Annotated in this window: 23 protein-coding genes and 1 pseudogene; 12 read left to right on the top strand and 12 right to left on the bottom strand. The window is 62.1% G+C overall.

Translation table 11 applies throughout. The features are described 5' to 3' along the window. Positions 1–161: 161 nt before the first annotated feature. A complete protein-coding gene (locus ACWTU7_RS12070; RefSeq protein WP_455838553.1) occupies positions 162–416 on the bottom strand; it encodes a low affinity iron permease family protein in 255 nt (84 codons plus the stop codon). A 335-nt stretch (positions 417–751) separates the two neighbouring features. Between ACWTU7_RS12070 and ACWTU7_RS12065 the strand changes: the two genes are divergently transcribed. Next, positions 752–928, top strand: coding sequence for a hypothetical protein (locus tag ACWTU7_RS12065; protein WP_455838554.1), 177 nt, complete (start codon positions 752–754; stop codon positions 926–928). Between the two features lie 797 nt (positions 929–1725). Here the strand turns inward: ACWTU7_RS12065 and ACWTU7_RS12060 are convergent. The 9 genes from ACWTU7_RS12060 to ACWTU7_RS12020 form a co-directional block, all read right to left on the bottom strand. After that, on the bottom strand, positions 1726–2373 hold the full coding sequence (locus tag ACWTU7_RS12060) for a trypsin-like peptidase domain-containing protein (protein WP_455838555.1): 648 nt from the start codon (positions 2371–2373) through the stop codon (positions 1726–1728). 377 nt (positions 2374–2750) lie between these two features. Further along, on the bottom strand, positions 2751–3782 hold the full coding sequence (locus ACWTU7_RS12055; RefSeq protein WP_029348904.1) for a peptidoglycan -binding protein: 1032 nt from the start codon (positions 3780–3782) through the stop codon (positions 2751–2753). Position 3783: 1 nt separating this feature from the next. Then, on the bottom strand, positions 3784–4809 hold the full coding sequence (locus tag ACWTU7_RS12050) for a MotA/TolQ/ExbB proton channel family protein (protein WP_065011243.1): 1026 nt from the start codon (positions 4807–4809) through the stop codon (positions 3784–3786). Between the two features lie 113 nt (positions 4810–4922). Beyond that, complete coding sequence (gene trhA, locus ACWTU7_RS12045) at positions 4923–5615, bottom strand: PAQR family membrane homeostasis protein TrhA (protein ID WP_455838556.1); 693 nt, start codon at positions 5613–5615, stop codon at positions 4923–4925. 107 nt (positions 5616–5722) lie between these two features. Beyond that, positions 5723–6523 carry an inositol monophosphatase family protein gene (locus ACWTU7_RS12040; protein WP_455838557.1) on the bottom strand — a complete coding sequence of 267 codons (801 nt, stop codon included), beginning with the start codon at positions 6521–6523 and terminating at the stop codon, positions 5723–5725. A gap of 41 nt (positions 6524–6564) precedes the next feature. Then, positions 6565–7131, bottom strand: a complete 567-nt coding sequence (gene efp, locus ACWTU7_RS12035) for an elongation factor P (protein ID WP_065011342.1) — start codon at positions 7129–7131, stop codon at positions 6565–6567. Between the two features lie 172 nt (positions 7132–7303). Further along, positions 7304–8335, bottom strand: a complete 1032-nt coding sequence (locus ACWTU7_RS12030) for a tetratricopeptide repeat protein (protein WP_245316132.1) — start codon at positions 8333–8335, stop codon at positions 7304–7306. Position 8336: 1 nt separating this feature from the next. Further along, positions 8337–8984: a thiamine phosphate synthase gene (locus tag ACWTU7_RS12025; RefSeq protein ID WP_029348894.1), complete on the bottom strand. Its 648-nt coding sequence runs from the start codon at positions 8982–8984 to the stop codon at positions 8337–8339. Positions 8985–9118: 134 nt separating this feature from the next. After that, on the bottom strand, positions 9119–10051 hold the full coding sequence (locus tag ACWTU7_RS12020; protein WP_455838558.1) for a DMT family transporter: 933 nt from the start codon (positions 10049–10051) through the stop codon (positions 9119–9121). A gap of 134 nt (positions 10052–10185) precedes the next feature. Here ACWTU7_RS12020 and ACWTU7_RS12015 point away from each other — a divergent pair, with 134 nt between their 5' ends. Further along, complete coding sequence (locus tag ACWTU7_RS12015; protein WP_135934361.1) at positions 10186–10644, top strand: Lrp/AsnC family transcriptional regulator; 459 nt, start codon at positions 10186–10188, stop codon at positions 10642–10644. Between the two features lie 112 nt (positions 10645–10756). Beyond that, a complete protein-coding gene (locus ACWTU7_RS12010; RefSeq protein ID WP_455838559.1) occupies positions 10757–11527 on the top strand; it encodes a sulfite exporter TauE/SafE family protein in 771 nt (256 codons plus the stop codon). 52 nt (positions 11528–11579) lie between these two features. Here ACWTU7_RS12010 and ACWTU7_RS12005 read toward each other — a convergent pair whose 3' ends face one another. Beyond that, a complete protein-coding gene (locus tag ACWTU7_RS12005; RefSeq protein ID WP_455838560.1) occupies positions 11580–12131 on the bottom strand; it encodes a DUF2269 family protein in 552 nt (183 codons plus the stop codon). A 344-nt stretch (positions 12132–12475) separates the two neighbouring features. On the opposite strand from ACWTU7_RS12005, the gene ACWTU7_RS12000 reads away from it, so the two are divergent. From ACWTU7_RS12000 to ACWTU7_RS11965, 8 genes and pseudogenes are all read left to right on the top strand, one after another. Further along, the gene (locus tag ACWTU7_RS12000) at positions 12476–12880 is read left to right on the top strand and encodes a hypothetical protein (RefSeq protein ID WP_127314501.1); all 405 of its coding nucleotides are present in this window, start codon (positions 12476–12478) and stop codon (positions 12878–12880) included. Between the two features lie 364 nt (positions 12881–13244). Then, positions 13245–13775, top strand: a complete 531-nt coding sequence (gene rcdA / locus ACWTU7_RS11995; protein WP_029348882.1) for a protease adaptor protein RcdA — start codon at positions 13245–13247, stop codon at positions 13773–13775. A 321-nt stretch (positions 13776–14096) separates the two neighbouring features. Beyond that, complete coding sequence (gene ruvC, locus ACWTU7_RS11990; protein ID WP_455838561.1) at positions 14097–14606, top strand: crossover junction endodeoxyribonuclease RuvC; 510 nt, start codon at positions 14097–14099, stop codon at positions 14604–14606. Between the two features lie 56 nt (positions 14607–14662). Further along, positions 14663–14932, top strand: a complete 270-nt coding sequence (locus ACWTU7_RS11985; RefSeq protein WP_455838562.1) for an AbrB/MazE/SpoVT family DNA-binding domain-containing protein — start codon at positions 14663–14665, stop codon at positions 14930–14932. Beyond that, the gene (locus ACWTU7_RS11980; RefSeq protein WP_455838563.1) at positions 14910–15329 is read left to right on the top strand and encodes a type II toxin-antitoxin system VapC family toxin; all 420 of its coding nucleotides are present in this window, start codon (positions 14910–14912) and stop codon (positions 15327–15329) included. The genes ACWTU7_RS11985 and ACWTU7_RS11980 overlap by 23 nt, the downstream gene beginning before the upstream one ends. 27 nt (positions 15330–15356) lie before the next feature. After that, positions 15357–15977 (top strand): Holliday junction branch migration protein RuvA, encoded by a 621-nt coding sequence (ruvA, locus tag ACWTU7_RS11975; RefSeq protein WP_287093023.1) that lies wholly within the window; start codon positions 15357–15359, stop codon positions 15975–15977. A gap of 43 nt (positions 15978–16020) precedes the next feature. Then, positions 16021–17058 carry a Holliday junction branch migration DNA helicase RuvB gene (gene ruvB / locus ACWTU7_RS11970; RefSeq protein WP_029348874.1) on the top strand — a complete coding sequence of 346 codons (1038 nt, stop codon included), beginning with the start codon at positions 16021–16023 and terminating at the stop codon, positions 17056–17058. A gap of 127 nt (positions 17059–17185) precedes the next feature. Next, positions 17186–18093: pseudogene (locus tag ACWTU7_RS11965) on the top strand (metallophosphoesterase). A 6-nt stretch (positions 18094–18099) separates the two neighbouring features. On the opposite strand, the gene ACWTU7_RS11960 reads toward ACWTU7_RS11965, so the two are convergent. After that, positions 18100–19350 carry a glycoside hydrolase family 5 protein gene (locus tag ACWTU7_RS11960; protein ID WP_455838564.1) on the bottom strand — a complete coding sequence of 417 codons (1251 nt, stop codon included), beginning with the start codon at positions 19348–19350 and terminating at the stop codon, positions 18100–18102. Positions 19351–19483: 133 nt separating this feature from the next. On the opposite strand from ACWTU7_RS11960, the gene ybgC reads away from it, so the two are divergent. Then, positions 19484–19957, top strand: coding sequence for a tol-pal system-associated acyl-CoA thioesterase (ybgC, locus tag ACWTU7_RS11955; RefSeq protein ID WP_029348871.1), 474 nt, complete (start codon positions 19484–19486; stop codon positions 19955–19957). Positions 19958–20057 lie beyond the last annotated feature (100 nt).

The following is a 20057-nucleotide window of genomic DNA, read 5'->3' as shown; positions in this document are numbered from 1 at the left end:
CGTTGTTGGAGATGCGATCTAACAGGCGGACACGACCTTTTGTTCCCGCGAGTGCTCAATCGGGGGGCCTTCCCCCGCCAGTCGAGCAACGAGCCGCGGCGCCATCAAGAGGCGAAGCGGCGCAAGGAAGCGGCGGTAATCTGATGTCTCGAGGCCAATGCTCAATCGTCCTTGCGCGCCGCAGCTCGGTGACTTTCGATGTCTTCGGGCTCTTGTTCGTCGATCTGGGCGAGATCATGCCGAGCAGTGCTGATCGACGCAAGGAGTTCATCCAGCTTCGCTTGCGTCGCTAGGGTGTCCCGGTACTCCGCGCGCCGTATGAACAGGGTCATCATCCAGACCATCAGCGTGGCAATCCCGTGCATGTCCAGGCTGTCTGGATCGAATAACAGCCATGCGGCGGCATAGAGCAACACCGTGACGAAGGCCCAAGGTCGAGATCCAAATGTTCCAGGACAGTGAGGGAGTGTTGTAGCGTCCGAATGGCCATGCCCTAGAACGGCTGATGCAGAGACAGGTTCCGTAGGCTGATTGGCCACCCTGCTCGGATGGCACTTCGGCTCCAGGCCACCTAAACCGAATTGCAGTCTGACAGGCTCTGACGGGACACAGTTTCAATGCGCGGTGGGGCAGCCTGGTGGGAGGCGGAGGGCGCCATCGACTAGACGCCGGCCTCCTTGAGGAGCCATGCATCTGGCGCTGCAGAAGGTCCTGCTGCATAGTCCCTCAATCGGAACCAGGACCGATCGCTATGAACTGGGGCATTGAGGATTTTGCGGCTGCGGCCGCGCTACTTGGCGCTGCATGGATCGGGATTGCGCTGGTTAGACGCAACGTCCATGGCGCGGTACTTCGCCCCATTTTGTTGGTCGGCGTGGTGATTGTCGTGCTGGCGATCTGGGCTCACTTGGCGGTGGGAATCATCTGACCCGCAACCGCAACGCCGGCGAGTAGAACGGCGCACGATCCAAAACGCGCAGCGCAGAAGGCGGCGGCTTAGTCGGACGCGGCTATTTGGACTCACGGAGCCAACCAACGATCTGCCGTGCTTCTCCCTCAGCCCCATCGAGACGTGCAAAATATCCAGACGGGATATGGTTGGTGGATCCCATTCGGGGTCCGGGTGACCGAGGTCTGGGTCTGGAGGAATGATCCCCTGTTCTCTCCGTTGAAAAAGACCATTCTCGTTTTCATAGAAGGCGACTCGTCGCTTGCCGTCTGCGGATAAAAGGACCTTGGGAGTTTGCTTCATTGGTGTCTAATGTCCGCAGTGGGAAGCGGCGGTCCGGTCCGTTCCTGATCCTCATTTGAAGTGCTCGTGAGGGAAGAAATAAAGCCATCCTGCATAGGTTAAGCTGGCGAGGCGAACAAGGTCGAACACCGCACCCATTGGATGAAGCTTCCAGTCGAACCTCGTTTCGAAACCGGTGCCCAATGTGAGGCTAGTGGTGAATTTCTTCGTCTGTGGTGATTCATCCACTCGCCAATGCCGATAAGCCGATACCGAAAAATATAAAGGGGACAGCAGTTGTAGGTATCGATGCGACCACTATCGCCAACCCGGCAACCGCGAGTGCTTTCCACCAATGCTCAAGGTCTAGTTTCTCGACCATGCCCGTCCTCCCCAATGCCCGTCACGAGACATTCGCCCAAGCTCTCGCAAAGGGCAAGAGAGGGGCAACACATGGCCGCTCGACGGCAAAGCAGGCGCGCCTGAGGCTCATATTATAGCGCCGCAACGAGCTCTGCGATCACTGACTTCTTCCAAACAATACCGAGGTCGGACTGCTCATTGATCCTCCCACTGTAGATCCCCAACAGGTTAGCAACCGGGCCGCTGAAAGCGGCGGTGTCCCCGTTCATAAGTGGCACCATGCCACCGCTCCGACTGGCCACAACAGGGGAACCCGATTGGCCTTGCCGCGCTCTGCAATCTACCAAGAAGATGGGTCGGTGATCGTAGTCGACGTCTAATTCAGTTGCCAAGAAGCCGGTAGCCCAGATTGCGAAGTGGCTCCCTGCAGACAGGCCGAACGGAAACCCGATGACGCTCAATGGATCTCCCGGCATCACGAGAAGTTCTAGGGTAGGGGAGGCAAGACTATAGGCGCGCACCACGCTGAGTGGGTTGAGCGTGAGCCGGAGTGCAACAACATCTGCGTTTGCGCCTAATGTTGGGTGTTCATTCCAAAGCGGCTTCTCCTCGATGTCGAGAAGTGGGTAGGTCTCACGGTGCCATTTACCGAGCCCGTTGAAGGAATTGTGCCAAACGCCAATACGGTTAGGTATGCCTCCGTGCGTCCAAATTGGTTGGCCAGTGTTTTGATCCCGCCCTGTGAAATTGTGCCGATTGGTGATCAGCACTGGGCCCATGCTCTTCCGCCTGTACTAGGAAGCTTGTGCCTGTGCCAAGTTTCGTGTCGTTAAAGTACATTTCGAGCAGGAGTGAGTGATTTTACCGACTCCTGCATGATTATTGGCATTACGCACGCCCTTTGAAAAACAATCAAACCCCGCCATAGGAAATCAAACATGGCCCGCGGTGGCAATAGACTGGGCGCCGGCCGGAAGCGCGGTGCACCGAATAAAGCATCGGCAGCACGGCAGGCGAAGGTTGCGGCAACGGGTGATACGCCGCTCGACTACATAGGAGCGGTTCTCGGCAAAGTGTAATCAAAAAAGGTAATCTTTCAGTCCTTGCCGGCCCGCATTGGCGCCCTACATGCCGCCGCCGCTCCAGGCCGGGCCGATCAGCGCTCGGTCAGTTTCAGCTCGATGCGGCGGTTCTTGTTGCGCGCGTCTTCGGTGTCGGCGGGATCGAGCGGCTGGAATTCACCGAAGCCGGCCGCAACCAGCCGGTTGGCCGGCACGCCGTTCTCGATCAGGAACTTCACCACCGAGGTCGAGCGTGCCGTCGACAATTCCCAATTGTCGCGGTAGCGGCCGGTACCCGATAGCGGCTTGTCGTCGGTGTGGCCGTCGACGCGCAGCACCCAGTTGATCTCCGGCGGGATCTCCTTCTGCAGGTCGATAATGGCGTCGGCGAGCTTCTTCATCTCGTCCTTGCCGGCATCGTTGATCACTTCGGAGCCTGTCGGGAAAAGCACTTCCGACTGGAAGACGAAGCGGTCGCCGACGATGCGGATGTTCTCGCGATCGGCGAGGATCTCGCGCAAGCGCCCGAAGAAGTCGGACCGATAGCGGTTCAGTTCCTGCACACGTTGCGCCAGCGCGACGTTCAGGCGGCGGCCGAGATCGGCGATCTTGGTGTTGGACTCGCGGTCGCGCGTTTCGGATACGTTGAGCGCTTCTTCGAGCGCTCCGATCTGCCTGCGCAGCGCCGCGATCTGCTGGTTGAGGATTTCGACCTGGCTCAGCGCCTGCTGGCTGATCTGGCGCTGGTTGTCGAGTTCACCAGAAAGCGCCGTGGCGCGCTGGTTGGCCGCGTCGCCGGCACCGGCGCCTTGCGCCAGCAATTGCTCGAGCCGGCTCTTTTCCGCCTCCGACGCCGACAGCGACGCCTGCAAATTGGCGAGCGAATCTTCCTTGTCCTGCGTCGTCGAGCGCTCCAGCGCCAGAAGCTGGGTCAGTTCGTTTATCTGCAAGTTGAGGCGGTTGAGTACCGTGTCCTTGCCGGAGATTTCGCGGCCGAGCAGGAACTGCGCCAGCACGAAGACGGTGAGCAGGAACATGATCGCCAGCAGCAACGTCGACAGCGCGTCGACGAAGCCTGGCCAGTAATCGATACGGCGATCGGTACGCCGGCTCCTGGCGAGAGCCATCCTAATGGACTCCGGTCTTCTTCAGGGCGTCGGCGATCTTCTCCAGCGTATTGCGCATAGCCTTCTGCTCGTCCGACTGGGCCTCGACCCAGTCGCGCATGATCTGCTGCTCCGAGCGCATGTTCTTGACCAGGCCCGAAATGCCGTCGGCAAGGTTGGCCATGGCGGTGGCGACACGCGGATTGGCGCCGCCGCCGCTTTCCTGCATGCTGCGCAGTCTTTCCGACAGGACGCGGATCTCGTCGGAGGACTCGGCCTTTGGCGGTTCGGCGACGACGATGTCGGACGACAGGTCGGTGACCGAGGACAGCCAGTTTTCGAGCTCGGTGTAGAAGCGTGTCTGGGCGCGGCCAGCCTGCAGGTCGAGGAAGCCGAGCACCAGGGAACCGGACAGGCCAAACAGCGACGACGAGAAGGCGGTGCCCATGCCGGCGAGCGGCGCGGAAAGCCCCTGCTTCAGCGACTCGAGCACGGCGGCGGCATCGCCGGAGCCGGGATCGAGCGAGTCAATAGTTTCGCGGATCGAGCCGATCGTGTTGAGCAGGCCCCAGAAGGTGCCGAGCAGGCCAAGGAACACCAGCAGTCCGACAAGATAGCGCGAGGTGTCGCGGCTTTCGTCGAGGCGGGTGGCGATCGAATCGAGCATGGTGCGCATCGAGCTGGTCGAGAAGGCGATCGTCGACGAGCGGCCGATCATCGCCTTCATCGGCGCCAGCAGCACCGGTTCGGTGGTTTCGGAGCCGGCCCGAAATGAGTTGACCCAGCGCACTTCGCGAAACAGCCGGCCGACCTGCACGAAGGCCAGCAGGATGCCGACCGCAAGCACGCCGATGATCAGGCCGTTGAGACCGGGATTGGTGGCAAAGGCGTTCGAGATCTGACGGGTCAGGATGGCGGCGATGAAGGCGACGATCATCAGGAAGATGACCATGGTCAGCAGAAAAACCTGCGGGCTCGACAATTTGTGCGGGTCGTACATCAGGACGTCGGAGCGTCTGCCCACGCCGAAGGATTTGAGAAAAGCCATCCGTGCCCCGTTTCCGATGCCGCTGCCGTCAATTCACGTTTGACGGCGACTCTAAACGCAATTGTGACCAAATTGAATGGCGCTTGGCAATATTGCCGGCCGGACCATTGGCGTCAGAGTCGGTTGATGACCAGGCAGTCGACCATGGCGGCAAGATGCAGGCCGGCGCCGGTGACGACAAAGCCGTGCCACAGCGCATTGTGGAAGCGCAGGCCCTTCCAGGCGAAGAAGATGACGCCGCAGGAATAGACGATGCCGCCGGCAACAATCAGCGCGATCGATGTCGTCGGCAATGTCTGGACCAGCGGCTCGACAAGAACGATGCCGCTCCAGCCGATGGCGAGATAGAAGACGATCGCCAGCCGGTCGAAGCGGCCGGGAAGAAGCACTTTGATGGCGATGCCGATCGCTGCCGCGAGCCAGACCAGGACGATCATCGAGATGGCCAGCGGCGAGCCGTCGAGCTGGGCGAGGAAAGGCGTGTAGGTCGCGGCGATCAGCAGATAGATCGCGGCATGATCGAAGCGCCGCAATATCCACTTGGCCGGCGACGACACCGGCCACAGGTTATAGGCCAGCGACACCGACAGCACGGTGAGCAGCGAAACCACGTAGAAAGCGGCGGCGATATATTCGCCCGGGCCGGCATGGAAGGAGGCCAGCGCCAGCAGCGCCGAGCCGGCGGCAATGGCGAGCACGATGCCCACCGCATGGACGATGCCGTCGGCGATCATTTCGGCGCGCGAATAATGCCAGCGTCCCATGAAGGGGATTTCGATCCGGGATTCGGGGCCGATATGCGTCATGAATGATCCTGCATCCCCTTATCTGGGCGGACGCGGGGCAGTATTTCAAGCGTTGGTTGCGGTTTTGCGACTGCGGCGGTTCAGCGCGCCAAGTCCGCTAGCTAGAGCTAGCGCGGCGTCACCGGCTTCCTGACGACCTTCAACAGCGCACGCTGGATGATCTCGTTGCCGGCGACGATCGAGCCGCCATCCAGCATGTTCTGCCCGCCGGCGAAGTCGGAGATGAAGCCACCTGCCTCGCGGATCAGCAGGATGCCGGCGGCGACGTCCCAGGCCGACAGGCCGGTTTCCCAGAATCCGTCCATGCGGCCGGCAGCGACGTAGGCGAGATCGAGCGAGGCGGAGCCGAGGCGGCGCACGCCCGAGACTTCGGCCATCACGTTGCGCAGCTCGACCAGGAAATTGCCATGCTGACCGCGGCCGAGATGCGGCACGCCGCAGCCGATCACCGTGTCGATCAGCTTGGTGCGGCCGGCGACCCGCAACCGGCGGTCGTTCATAAAGGCGCCGCCGCCGCGCTCGGCAGTGTAGAGTTCGTCCATCGCCGGATTGTAGACGACGCCGGCGACGATCTGGCCCTGACGCTCCAGTGCGATCGAGATGGCGAAGAGCGGAATGCCGTGCAGGAAATTGGTGGTGCCGTCGAGCGGATCGACGATCCAGCGGTGCTGGCCGTCGTCGCCTTCGATCAGGCCGCGCTCCTCCATCAGGAAGGCGTAGCCCGGCCGCGCCTTCGACAGCTCGGTGAAAAGGATGTCTTCGGCCTTGCGGTCGGCCTGGGTGACATAGTCGCCCGGCCCCTTCATCGAGACCTGCAGGTTCTGGACTTCGCCGAAATCGCGCGACAGCGAGCGGCCGGCCTTCATGGCGGCCTGGACCATTACATTGAGGATCGCGGAACGCGCCATTGTACTTTTTCCTGCTGCGCTTCTTCCTGCTGCCGGGCGCTTTAGTCGGCGCGGCGCACGTAAGTGATTTCGTTGGTGTCGACGATGATACGTTCGCCCGACCCGATGAACGGCGGGACCAGCACGCGGATGCCGTTCTCCAGCATCGCCGGCTTATAGGATGAGGCGGCCGTCTGACCCTTCACCACCGGATCGGCCTCGGTGATGGTCAGCGTCACCTGGTCGGGCAGTGAAATGCCGATCGGCCTTTCATCATAGAGCTGGACCGTCACCATCATGCCGTCCTGCAGGAAGGCGGCGCGATCGCCGACGAAATCCTTTTGCAGTTCAAGCTGCTCGTAGCTTTCGGTGTCCATGAACACCAGCGCTTCGCCCTGCTCGTAGAGGTAGGAGAAATCCTTCATCTCCAGCCGGATCTGTTCGACGGTTTCGGCGGAGCGGAAACGCTCATTAAGCTTGGTGCCGTTGATCAGGTTCTTCAGCTCGACTTGGTTATAGGCGCCGCCCTTGCCGGGCTTGACAGTGTTGGTCCTGACCGCCACCCATAGGCCGCCATCATGTTCGATGACGTTGCCGGGACGGATTTCGTTGCCATTGATCTTGGCCATGATGATGTGATCCGGAATGAGATATTCGCGATGAAAGCGATTTGGCGCCTCCAAGACCACAAATCGCCAGGAGAGGCAAGGGAGTGGACAAGGGAGTGGGCAGGAGGGGAGTAGCGGCGGAGCCATCCCCTCGTCAGCATTCGCTGCCAGATAATTCACCGTCCGCGACGCTCTACGGCAGGCGGTTGGCCATCTGCAGCGCCTGCTTCGTCTGGTCGTCGGTCAGGCCCCGCAGAAAATCGTCCATCTGCGGATCGATGAGCCCGGCGCGACGGGCGACAACGTACCAGGCGCCGGCAAGGATCGGATCCGGATCGGTGCCGATGCCGCCCATGTAAAGCTTGGCGAGGCGGTTCTGGGCGGCGACATTCCCGCCCTCGGCGGCCTGTTTCATCCAGCCGAAGCCGGACTTCAGGTCGCGGGCGCCACCACGTCCCTCGATCATCCAGGCGGCGAGATCGATCTGCGCCGTATCGTAGTTCTGCCGTGCTGCCTGCGCCAGCAGCCCTCGCGCCTGGACCTCGTCGCGCGGCTTGCCGCCGACGCCATTGGCATAGACCTGCGCCATCGCATATTGCGCGTCGGCAAGGCCGGTCGCGGCGGCGCGCTGATAATAGGACACCGCCTTTGCGATGCCGGCATCGCCGGGGTCCTGCTGGACCAGCAGCTGCGCGAAATTGAACTGCGCCAGACGGTTGCCGGCCTCGGCGGCGGCCTGCATCAGCGCGTAGGCCCCTTTCTCGTCCTTTTTCACGTAGCGGCCGTCGAGCAGCATCAGCGCATACTGGAACTGCGATTCTGGTATGCCCTGCTCGGCGGCAAGCGCGTACCACTTTGCCGCCTCCGCAGCGTTGACCGGCACGCCAAGACCGCGCGACAATATCTCCGCGATCAATGTCTGCGCCGCCGGGTCGCCGTTCTGGGCGCGAACCAAAGCGAGGTTGTAGGCCGTCTTGTAAAGGCCGCGCTGGAAGGCGCCATAGGCAGAATCCGACGGCTTTGCGCCAAAGCGGTCGGGATTGATGGCGTCGGCCGACGGCAGCGGTGCGGTGGTGGCAGGCTGCGGCAGCGGCGTGGCGATCGGCTTGTCCGTGCTTGCACCGATGTCGGGCTTGGGTTGCGGCAACGGGGCGGTTTCCGCCACGGCGGCCTGCACCGTGAGCGCCGCAAGCAAAGCACCGAAAAGGATTGTCCACGCCGGCACGTCAGTCCTCGAAACGCGGCGCGGTTTCGTCGAGCAGCGCATTGGCGCTGGCGACTGCCATCTTCGGGTCGACGCCGTCGGCAAAGACGGCGCTGGACAGCGCCACGAATTCGGCGCCGGTGGTAGCTACCGCTTCGACCGAGGCGAGGTCGGACCCGGCCATGACGATGCAAGGGATCTGGATCACATCCGCCCACCATTGCCCCAGCGACAGGTTGCGCGGGTGCGGCTCCGGCTTGTTGTCGTAGCCGAAGCGGCCGAAGAAGATGTAGTCGGGCCTGAGCTCGCCGAGTTCCAGCGCATCGTCGCGTGTCTTGGCGCCGCCGGTGCCGACCATCATTTTTGCCTGAAAACGGTCGATCGTCTCGGCGAGTTCGGCCTTGCCGACCTCGACATGGATGCCATCTGCCTGGACGCGGCCGGCGATGCGGGTGTCGCCGGCAATGACGACGGCAACGCCTGCCGCTTGCGCCGCCGGCACGATCTGTTCGGCGAAGGCCTGGAAGGAGGCCTCGTCCATGCCGTTCTCGGGCAGGATCAGCGAGGCGACGTCGCCGCCCTCGAACGCCGCGCCGATGCGCTCAGCCGGCACGCCGGGCGGCGCGATCAGCACGATGCGGCAGCGATTTGGAGGCGTTGCGTCGTTCATTGGTTTTCGATCCCGGTTTTCGCCTATGCCGGGCGAAGATGGTTGCATTGCGGCATAGAGCAAAGTGCCGGCCTTGAACAGGCGGGCGGGGCAGGATCATTGGCGCATGATTGTCGTCCGGCGACGTTCTTCGCTCACTTGATCGCCTGGGTGCTCTCGGCTGGGATCTCCGATTTCCACAGTGTCCAGCCAAGATTCATGCCGGCGGCAGCGACCAGGATGGCGGCGGCGCCGACGATCTGGGCCGGATGCAGCCGGTGGTCGAAGGCGACGACGTCGACCAGGATCGCGACCACAGGGTAGATAAAGGACAGCGACCCCTGCAGATGCGTCGGCAGTTTCTGAATGGCGCCGTACATCAGGATGTACATCAGACCGGTATGGACGACGCCAAGCGTCGTCAGCATGCTCCAGCTCCACGCATCGGCGGGAAGGTGGGAAAGGTTGGCGAAGGGTGCCAGCATGACGGCGCCGACGCAGACCTGGATCAGGGCGATCAGGTGCGGCGGCGTGCCTTTGAGCTTCTTGGTGACGATGGCGGCGACAGCCCAGAAGAAGGCCGCACCCAGCGCCATTGCGATGCCGGTGAAATAATCCGTACCGACATTGCCTGTGCCTATATTAGGACCTGCATCGGGCCCCACATCAGGCGAGGCCTGCACGATCAGCAGCATGCCGGCGAAGGCGATGCCGAGCCAGGCCAGCTTCGTCATGGTCAGCCGCTCTGAGAAGAAGAGCGCGCCAAAGCCGACCAGCATGAGCTGGGTGTTGTAGACTGCCGTGGCGACCGAGATCGAGGCGTGGGAAAACGAACTGAACAGCAGCAACCAGTTGACGACGATGGCCGCGCCCCCGAGGGCCTCAATCGCCACGATGCGCAGCGACAGCCTGCCGCGCAGCAATCCCAGGGCAGCGCAGATGATCAGCAGCGTTATCGCGCCGAAGGCGCAGCGCCAGAAGACGACGTTCATGATGGGCTCGCCCGACATGACGACGAACCATCCGATCGTGCCGAGGATGGCCATTGCGGCCGTCATTTCGATTGTGCCGCGCACCGTGCTGTCCATGAAGATTACCTCTCGAATGCTGATGGGTTGATAATCCCATGCGGCACAAGCGCTTCCTATATCTTGCGATAGGTGATATCCCGGCCGTGCCTAATTAAATAAGGTGACGGCGGCCTTTTCGTTGGGAATGTCAAATGCTGGACGATCTGGACCGACGCCTTCTCGAAATCCTGATCAAGGATTCGCGAACCTCGTTGAAGGAACTGGCCCAGCAGGTAGGACTGTCGTCGCCGAGCGTGGCGGAACGGCTGCGTCGGCTGGAGGATCGTGGCGTTATCAGGGCTTTCACCGTCGAGATCGACCCGCAAGCGCTCGGCTACTCGCTGCAGGCGATTGTTCGCATCCGGCCCTTGCCGGGCAAGCTGCATATCGTCCAGAAGCTGATCGAGGAAATCCCGGAGTTTGGCGAATGCGACAAGGTGACGGGCGACGACTGCTTTGTTGCCCGGCTGTTCGTGCGCTCGATCGGCGATCTCGACAAGCTTCTAGACCGTATCGCCGACAAAGCCGAAACGAGCACAGCCATCATCAAGGCGCAGCCGATCCGGAGGCGCCCACCGCCGCTTGCCGCGACCGCCATCTCAAAACCGTAACAGGCCTCAGCACTCACGACGCATCGCATTGTGTGCACATTTGCGGTCGCGGTGCGAAAGTTTACCGTCTATTCCAGCGTCTATACGCTTTCCCTCCAACTGGTCCCCGCCGATGTCAGGCCTTCTGCTCGATCCCTGGTTCTATGCCGCCGCCATTCCAGCCGTCATCCTGGTCGGTCTGTCCAAGGGCGGCTTTGGCGGCGCGGTCGGTTTCATCGGCGTGCCGCTGATGGCGCTGGCCATGCCGCCGGTGCAGGCCGCCGCCATCCTGCTGCCGATTCTATGTCTGATGGACATCGTCTCGGTGTGGACATGGTGGGGTGTCTACGACCGCAAGATGCTTACGGACATGATGCCGGGGGCGGTGATCGGCATCGGCCTCGGCTGGCTGACCGCGGCGCTGGTGACAGCGGAAATGGTGCGGCTGATCGTCGGCGCGGTGGCCATTCTCTTCGTGCTTCGCTGGGTCTATCTACAGGTGCGGCACGGTGCGAGCCACTCAGCCGAGCCCAACCGCGCGGCTGCTGCCTTCTGGGGGACGGTCGCCGGCTTCACCAGCTTCGTCGCCCATGTCGGCGGTCCGCCCTTTCAGGTCTATGCGCTGCCGATCCGGCTCGATCCGAAAGTGCTGTCGGGCACCGCTGCAATCTTCTTTGCCGCCACCAACGCATTGAAGCTCATCCCCTATTTTGCGCTGGGACAGTTCGATACCACCAACCTGACCGCGTCGGCGGTTCTCGTACCGCTGGCGCCGCTTTCGACCATCGCCGGCGCCTGGCTGGTCCGGCGGATGCGGCCGGAACTGTTCTACCCCTTCACCTACGCAACCGTGGCGGTCGTTGCGGTCAAGCTTCTGTGGGACGGGATTTCCGGCCTTCTCTAGATTGCCAGCCACGGAAGCTGCCGGCAGCCGAGCCGCCAGCAGCGTCACGATTTCAGGCGGCGCTAGGCACCAACCGGCGCGTTCCGCCGAGGGCGAGAGCAATTCCGGTGGTCAGGACCAGCGCCATGCAGCCCAGGATGGTGATGTCGTTCAGCGTCGGCTTCAGCACCATGTCGGCGATGATCACCAGCATCACCGAATAGTCGACGCGCGCAGCGTTGAGGATGCGCTGGCCCTGAGCGAGGGCCGCCGGCGTCACGCCGTCCTTGGCGATCATCCCCGCCATGCGGTCGGCGGTCGGCTTGAAGATGAACATGCCGATGCAGAAGGTCGTCGCATAGCCGGCTAGGCCGATCAGGATCCACAGGTCGGAGAAGCCGACCCAGAACCAACACATGATCAGCCCGAAGGCGAGCGTCAGCATCGACATCGGCGCGAAGAACCTGTTGCCCAGCTCGCCAGTGGCGCGCATGGCCTGCAGCATGCCTTCGATGTTTCCAGCGCGATCGGCGCGCATCGCAAGCACCATCAGCGTGAAGCCGCCGCCGACCCAGAGGATCGCCGAGACGACGTGCAGAAATTTGACGATAGAGTACCAATCCATGGTTCCCCATCCTGGATGTTGACGATTGCGAGCGGCGCATACTTGCTCCGTCTCGCTGCGAGGAGCGGGCGTTTAGCGCGGCGCCTGTTTCGAAACGATGTCGCGTGGCGGCCGCTTTGTTTCGACGCCCTATGAGACACGCCGTAACGGCATCGATCAACGATTGCGCAAGCGCGTCGCGCCGTTTTCTGCTATTCTGGCAGCGCCGGGGCAGGGTCGGGCGCGATGCGGCATCGTCCAGAAACATTGCCGATGCTAATGCGCCGATGCCGGGGACCGGTGGCGGGTCGACCGCCTGAATTCAACCCATTCCCATGACGGGAAAAGGCAAATCGGGGGATACTATGCAAAAGGTAGCACGAAATTTCTTCACGCTGGCCGTCGTCTACGCATTGTTCGGGATGGCGCTCGGCCTTCAGATGGCGATCAGCAAAGACCATGCGCAGATGCCGACCCACGCCCACATCATGGTGGCCGGATGGCTGATGTCGGCGGTGTTTGCCTTCTTCTACCATCTGTTTCCAGCAGTCGCGGAAAAGAGGCTTGCCACCGTCCATTTCTGGTTGACGGCAATCAGTGGCATCGGCCTGTTGATCGGCCTTTATATCATGCTTGCCGGCAACCCGGCGATCGAGCCGCTGGTGGCAACGTCCTCGATGGGTTTTTACGCGGGATTGCTGCTGTTTGCCTACATCGCACTGCCGGTGGTGTGGAAAGCCGAGCGGCTTCCTGAGGCCCAAAAGGCCTGAGTGTTGTGCTGTTACGGCACAGGCGGGCGGCGCTCGATCAAAAAATATCCGTGCCGTTAAGGCTTCATTAAGCTTTACAGGCGTTTACTATGTACATCCAGTGATCTGGATTCTTACCGAGTGGTTGGAGCCACTTTGTTTGACGCCTCCCTGTTAAACTCCTGAGAGCCGCCTTACCCGCGGCTCTTTTTTTGCCCGCGATCCGGATTGCCCGGGGGCCTGCGCCGCCGTTAACCGTTTGTTAAACATGTGCTTGCCTTCACCCGCCCCGAAGCGCATTTTCAAGTCTCGGTCATATAGGGTGCAGGACGTGACGGCGATGACGCCGAATCGACCGGCTGTAAGGCAAGTGCAGGGCGTATCGATGAACGACTCTTCGAAGGGAAGCGCGAAAACCATCAAGCTGGCGGAGCGCCGGGTTTTCTCCCAATCCTTCAAGCCGCTCTATCAGGAAGGCATGGGCCTGGTCGAGCAGGCGGCCGAATATCTGGACGGCAAGGGCCGGGCCGAGGCGAAGAAACTGTCCAGGCTGGCGGCGACGCTCTATGCGGCCGAATCGATGCGGCTGACCACGAGGCTGATGCAGGTCGCCTCCTGGCTGCTTTTGCAGCGTGCGGCGAATTCCGGCGAGATGACCCGCGATCAGGTTGCTTCCGAAAAATCCAAGGTGCGTCTCGACACCGCTTCCGCCAACAACGATGCCGCAGGCTGGGTCGAACTGCCCAAGGATTTTCTTGACCTCGTCAACCGCTCGCTGCGACTGCAGGCGCTGGTGCGTCGCATGGACGAAGAAATCTACGGCGGCGCCGTGGCCGACGTCTCGCCATCCGGCCGCCGCGTCAATCCGGTTTCCGACCAGATCACGCTGCTGAACACGGCTTTTGCCCGGGGCTGACAGGCTGCTTGATAATTCTACTCCGACGGACACCTGGCGCCGTTTTCTGCGCTTGCGTACAGCGCCGTGCGTCTGGGGACGCGCAAAGGACGCTGTAGCGCTTAGATTTTGCGCATGATCCTTTTCCGAAATTCGACTCCGATTTTGGGGGTCATGCGGGCTCACGGACCCAAATGTCCGCTCCGCTTCGGTTCTCGAAAACCACGCCATCTGCCTCGTCAGAGCGAATTCTCAAACAGCCTATGGGACGCTGTGGGAACCCTGTTTCTGGTTTGTTCACATTTCGCTGGCATCGCTGCCCGCCAAGGGTAGACTTGGCGAATGGGGGAAGCGATTCGCATCATTGGCATCGATCCGGGGCTGAGGCGTACCGGCTGGGGCATCGTCGAGAGCCTCGGCAATTCGCTGCGCTTCGTCGCCTCCGGCACCGTGCGTTCCGATGACAAGGCGGCGCTGGCGAGGCGCCTTTGCCAGTTGCATGATGGGCTCGCCGAGATCCTGCATGCCGCCATGCCGCACGAGGCGGCGGTCGAGCAGACTTTCGTCAACAAGGATGCGGCAGCGACCCTGAAGCTTGGCCAGGCGCGCGGCATCGCCATGCTGGTGCCGGCGCTGGCCGGCCTGGTCGTTGCCGAATATGCGCCAAACGCCGTCAAGAAGGCGGTGATCGGCGTCGGTCACGGCGACAAGAAGCAGATCCACATGATGGTCAAGGTGCTGATGCCGAAGGCGACTTTCGACACCGACGATGCCGCCGACGCCCTAGCCATTGCCATCTGCCACGCTCATCACCGGCAGAGCGTTGCCTATAGGATGGCGCTGGCCGGATAAGTTTGTTCTTGACCTGTTCTCGGTTCGGCAATAAGTAATACCAACGAGGTATTACCATGCGCGTGACAAGCAAAGGCCAAGTGACGATCCCGAAGGAGGTACGGGATCATTTGGGGATTGGCCCGGGCTCCGAGGTGGAGTTCGTGCCCACAGACGACGGCGCTCGTGTTGTTGCGGTCAACGAAAACATTTCCGAAGAAGAGGCCTCTCGCAAATTCAGCCAGCTGCTCGATCATATGGCCGGCACGTTGGACTTGGGAGGCATGACAACGGACGAGTATATGGAGTGGCTGAGGGGTCCACGTGAAGATCTCGACATTGATTGACACAAATGTCCTGATCGATGTTTGGGGTCCTGCCGGACAGGGGACGAAGTGGTCGGCGTCAGCGATCACAGCATGCCGGCGCGATGGTACACTCGTCATCAATACAATCGTCTGGTCCGAACTCGCGCCGCTGATAGCGACCGAGCCGGCACTCCGTAAAGCAGTCGAAACGCTTAAGATGGATCGCGAACTCTTGCCATGGGAAGCGGCATTCCTCGCCGGTGTAACGCATTCCCGCTATCGCCGCGCTGGCGGGGTCCGCGAACGAACCCTGCCGGATTTCTTTATCGGAGCCCATGCGGTTGTCGCTGGGCATCGTCTGCTGACGCGCGATGCCGCGCGCTACCGCAGCTACTTTCCGGATCTCGATATCATGTCTCCTGAAAGCTATCCATGAGGGGCCTGTATCCATGAGAGCTTTGGCATGATCGGCAAGCTCAAAGGCACGCTGGACGAGATCGACGAGGATTTCTGCATCATCGACGTGCACGGCGTCGGCTATGTCGCCCACTGCTCGACGCGCACGCTGGCCGCCTTGCCGGCCCCCGGCGAGGCGGTGGTGCTGTTCATCGAGACCTATGTACGCGAGGATATGCTGCGACTCTACGGATTCCAGTCGGTGCTGGAGCGAGAATGGTTCCGGCTGTTGATGAGCAATGTACAGGGCGTCGGCGCCAAGGTGGCGCTGGCTATTCTGTCGACGCTGGCGCCGGCCGATCTCGCCAATGCTATCGCGCTGCGTGATATTGCCATGGTCAGCCGCGCGCCGGGCGTCGGCAAGAAGGTGGCCGAGCGGATCGTCACCGAACTGAAGAACAAGGCGCCAGCCTATGCGGGCACTGCCTCCGGCACCATCGGCCTGAAGCAGGAACTCGGCGAAGGCGTCGCACCGGCGCCGATCACCGACGCCGTCTCGGCGCTGGTCAATCTCGGCTATTCGCGCGACATCGCCGCCAATGCGGTGGCGGCTGCGCTGAAAAGCGCCGGCGAGGATGCGGATGCATCGAAGCTGATCCGCTTCGGGCTGAAGGAACTGGCGCGGTGAGACTGTGCTTGTCCCGTTCCCTACCCTGTGCAAGGAAAGCGGCATGAGCCTTTCGCCACGCCTCATCGCTCCCGATAAGCGCGGCGAGGATGCCGAGCAAACCTTGCGGCCGCAGACGCTCGGCGATTTTGTCGGCCAGGCGGCGGTGCGGGCCAATCTCAAAGTGTTCATCGAGGCCGCCAAGGGCCGCAGCGAGGCGCTCGACCATGTGCTGTTCGTCGGGCCGCCCGGCCTCGGCAAGACAACGCTGGCGCAGATCATGGCGCGCGAGCTCGGCGTCAATTTCCGCTCGACCTCCGGCCCGGTCATCGCCAAGGCCGGCGATCTCGCAGCACTGCTCACCAATCTCGAAGACCGCGACGTGCTGTTCATCGACGAGATCCACCGGCTCAACCCCGCGGTCGAGGAAATTCTCTATCCGGCGATGGAGGATTTCCAGCTCGACCTGATCATCGGCGAAGGGCCGGCGGCGCGCTCGGTCAAGATCGACCTAGCCCGTTTCACCCTCGTCGCCGCCACCACCCGGCTCGGTCTTTTGACCAATCCGCTGCGCGACCGCTTCGGCATCCCGGTCCGTCTCAATTTCTACTCCGTCGAGGAACTGGAGCAGATCGTGCGGCGCGGCGCCCGCATTCTTGGCATGCCGCTCGGCGACGACGGCGCGCTGGAGATCGCGCGACGCGCGCGTGGCACGCCGCGCATCGCCGGCCGGCTGTTGCGCCGCGTGCGCGATTTTGCCTCCGTCGCCGGCGACGGTCATGTCGACCGGCAGATCGCCGACGAAGCGCTGACGCGGCTGGAGGTCGATGCGCTCGGCCTCGACGCGCTCGACCGCCGCTACCTCTCGATGATCGCGCGGAATTTTGGCGGCGGGCCGGTCGGCATCGAGACGATCGCGGCAGGGCTTTCCGAGCCGCGCGACGCCATCGAGGACATCATCGAGCCCTATCTGATCCAGCAGGGATTCATCCAGCGCACGCCGCGCGGCCGCGTGCTGACCGCCAATGCCTGGCGGCATCTCGGCCTCGATGCGCCGAAGGACTTGGCGCAGCAGCAGATCAGCCTGTTCCAGGAAGAGTAGCGTCCGCGCGGCGTTGCGGCTTCATTCCTGCGCAAAATCTCCTAATCCTGGTCAGCTTGCCGGCGCATTTGCGGGCTCTAACGCTTCGCTGTGGGACCGTCCGTCCCACGAACGACGGAGCTGAGCGATGATCACCAGACGTGGCTTCCTGCGCCTCATCGGCGGCTCGTTCTTCTCGGCCGTGTCGCTCAGCGCTTATGCGGTTGGCCTTGAGCCGATGTTGTCGACGCATGTAAAGCGCTATTCATTGACGCCGCCAAACTGGCCTGCGGGATTGCGGCTTCGCGTCGTCGCTCTCGCCGATATCCATGCTTGCCGGCCATGGATGACGCCGGAGCGGATTAGGTCGCTTTCCGAACGGGCGAACAGCCTGCAGCCGGATCTGATTGTCCTGCTTGGCGACTATGCAGCCGGCACACGCCTGGTTTCGGACCGGGTGGGTTCCTCCGAATGGGCGCCGGCCTTGTCAGGACTGAAGGCGCCGCTCGGCGTGTGGTCAATCCTTGGCAATCACGACTGGTGGGAGGACTTTTCTGCGCAGAAAGCCGGGTTCGGCCCGACGGTGGCGCGCAGGGCGCTCGAAAGTGCCGGCATCCCGGTCCTGGAAAACGATGCGGTGCGCCTGGAAAAGACGGGCATGGCTTCTGGGTCGCCGGACTTGCGGACCAACTTGCGCTGCGGCCGGGCAAGGCCTGGGGCCGCAGCAGATTCGAAGGACTGGACGACCTGCATGGCACGCTGGCAAAGGTGCGCGACAAGGCTCCTGTTATCCTGCTGGCGCATGAGCCGGACATATTCCCGAAGGTCCCGTCACGGGTATCGTTGACGCTTTCCGGTCATACCCATGGCGGACAGGTGCGGTTGATCGGCTATTCTCCAGTCGTGCCATCCCGCTTCGGCAACCGTTTTGCCTATGGCCATGTCGTGGAGGAGAACCGTAACCTGATCGTCTCCGGAGGGCTCGGTTTCAGCATCCTGCCGGTGCGTTTTGGGATGCGCCCAGAGATTCTTTCGATCGAACTGGATTCAGCCTGAACCGCTTCAATGAAGTGACTTGATCGCGTCCATCACATCCGGCTCGGCCTTGTCGCCATCAAACGCCTCGACGATGCCGAAGGCGCCGCCATAGCTCCAGACCGACCACGAGAAGCCATGGGCTTCTGCGCGCGCGATCATATCCCTTATATAAGCGGCGCGGTATTCGGCCGGCATCACTTGGGCATTGCCGTATTCCTGGCGGATCATGCCGAATTCGCCCAGCGTGATGTTCTCCGGTCTGACGCCGTTGGCCTTTGCCCAGGCCTCGACCCTGGTGAACGGTGCATTCATCGTCTCGAGCAGCTTCTCATCTGTGTCCATGCTGGCGACCTGCTCGTCGAGATAGGCAAGCAAGCCGCTCTGCCGCGCCCATGGCGCCTCGGCCTTGATCCTTGCGCGGATCGTATCGAGCGCTGCCTCCAGCTGGGCACGCGGGACGGCGCTGAGCGGATAGGGCAGGCCAGTCACATAGGGGATGAAATCGCCGGCCCAGGTCGCGCCCTGATGGGTCAGCAGGAACGGGTCGTAGGTGTGAAAGGTCCAGATGATATTGTCGTCCGGGATCGCCTTCGGATCGATCTTTGCCAGCGATGCCGCATTGGAATAGCAGGCGCCGGTCAGGATCAGGGTGAGCTTCGTGGCCGACGAACGCGCCGCCGCGAACAGTCTCTGCTGGCGCTCCGGCCAGAAGCTGGTGCCGTCGGCGTCGCAGTCGACGACCGGCTCGTTCATCGGCTCGAAGGCGACTTGGCGCGGATCCTCATCGGCCAGCGTGCGCGCCATCCTGCGTACCATTTCGAGATAGGCTTCGAAGGTTTTCGGGTCGCCCATCACCTCGCCCATGCCGATCTTGCGGCTGCTGCCGCTGGGGATCAGATGCATGTCGACGATCACTTTCAGTCCGGCGCGATTGACCATGCGCACCGAGTCCAGCACGCTGGCATAGAGCCCGTCGCGCAGCGCTAACGTCTCGCCGGACAGAAATGGCGACGGATCGACCGGCATGCGCAGGAAATCGAAGCCAGCGCTCTTCAGCGCCTTGAGGTCATCGTCATTGAGGAACTTGCGCCATTCCGGATAGGGCATTATCGCCTGCCGGTCGCTCCATTTTTCCTCGCCCGGCCAGGTCGTCCATTGGTCGAGATTGAGGCCGCGCTTCATCGAAAAGCTCGCCGCCTGGCCCGGCAGCACCAGCGCGGCCAGAACAAGCAGCGCCGCCATCAAGGTCTTGATCATCGCCGTCAACAGTGCCATCGGGTTCTTGCGCCAAGCTAATGCGTGTCGCCCAAAACTGTGTAGCGGTTTTGGGACAACGACGCGCACGGAAACAACCACTTAAAGCGCGTCGCGCTTTAGGTGCCCGGTCAGGCCCGAAAAGGAAAGCGCAATGGATGATCATGGTGAATCGGCGGCGCTCTGCGGCGGGCTTTCCGGCGCGCTGACGGAATTCGGCCACCGGCTGATGGCACGGGTCTATTATGCCGACACCGATTTCTCCGGCGTCGTCTATCACGCGCGCTATCTCGAATTCTTCGAGCGTGGTCGTTCCGACTATCTCAGGCTTGCCGGAGTCCATCACACCGAGCTCGCCGAGGGCAAGCACGGCGAAAGAACAGTCTGGGTGGTACGGCGCATGGAGATCGACTTCCGCGGATCTGCCCGTATGGACGACATCCTGACCATCGAGACGCGCACGGAGGACATTTCGGGCGCCCGCATCTTCATGGCGCAGCAGCTGAAGCGCGGCGGCGAGGTACTGGTCGAGGCGCGGGTCGAGGCGGCGATCATCGGCGAGAGCGGCCGGCCAAGACGTTTTCCGAAGGAATGGATCGCAACCTTCATGCCCAAGACAAATCGGTAGTTCAAATCGGTAGGTTACTGACGCCGGTGATCCGCTGACGATACCTGGCGGCTCGCTCAAGACGCGGCAATGCGCCGCGCTGCACGTCCTAACCCATCCT

The sequence above is a fragment of the Mesorhizobium sp. BHscii genome, from assembly GCF_053848065.1.
Note: the sequence above shows the minus strand (reverse complement) of the source record. Positions and strands in the feature narration are given on the sequence as shown.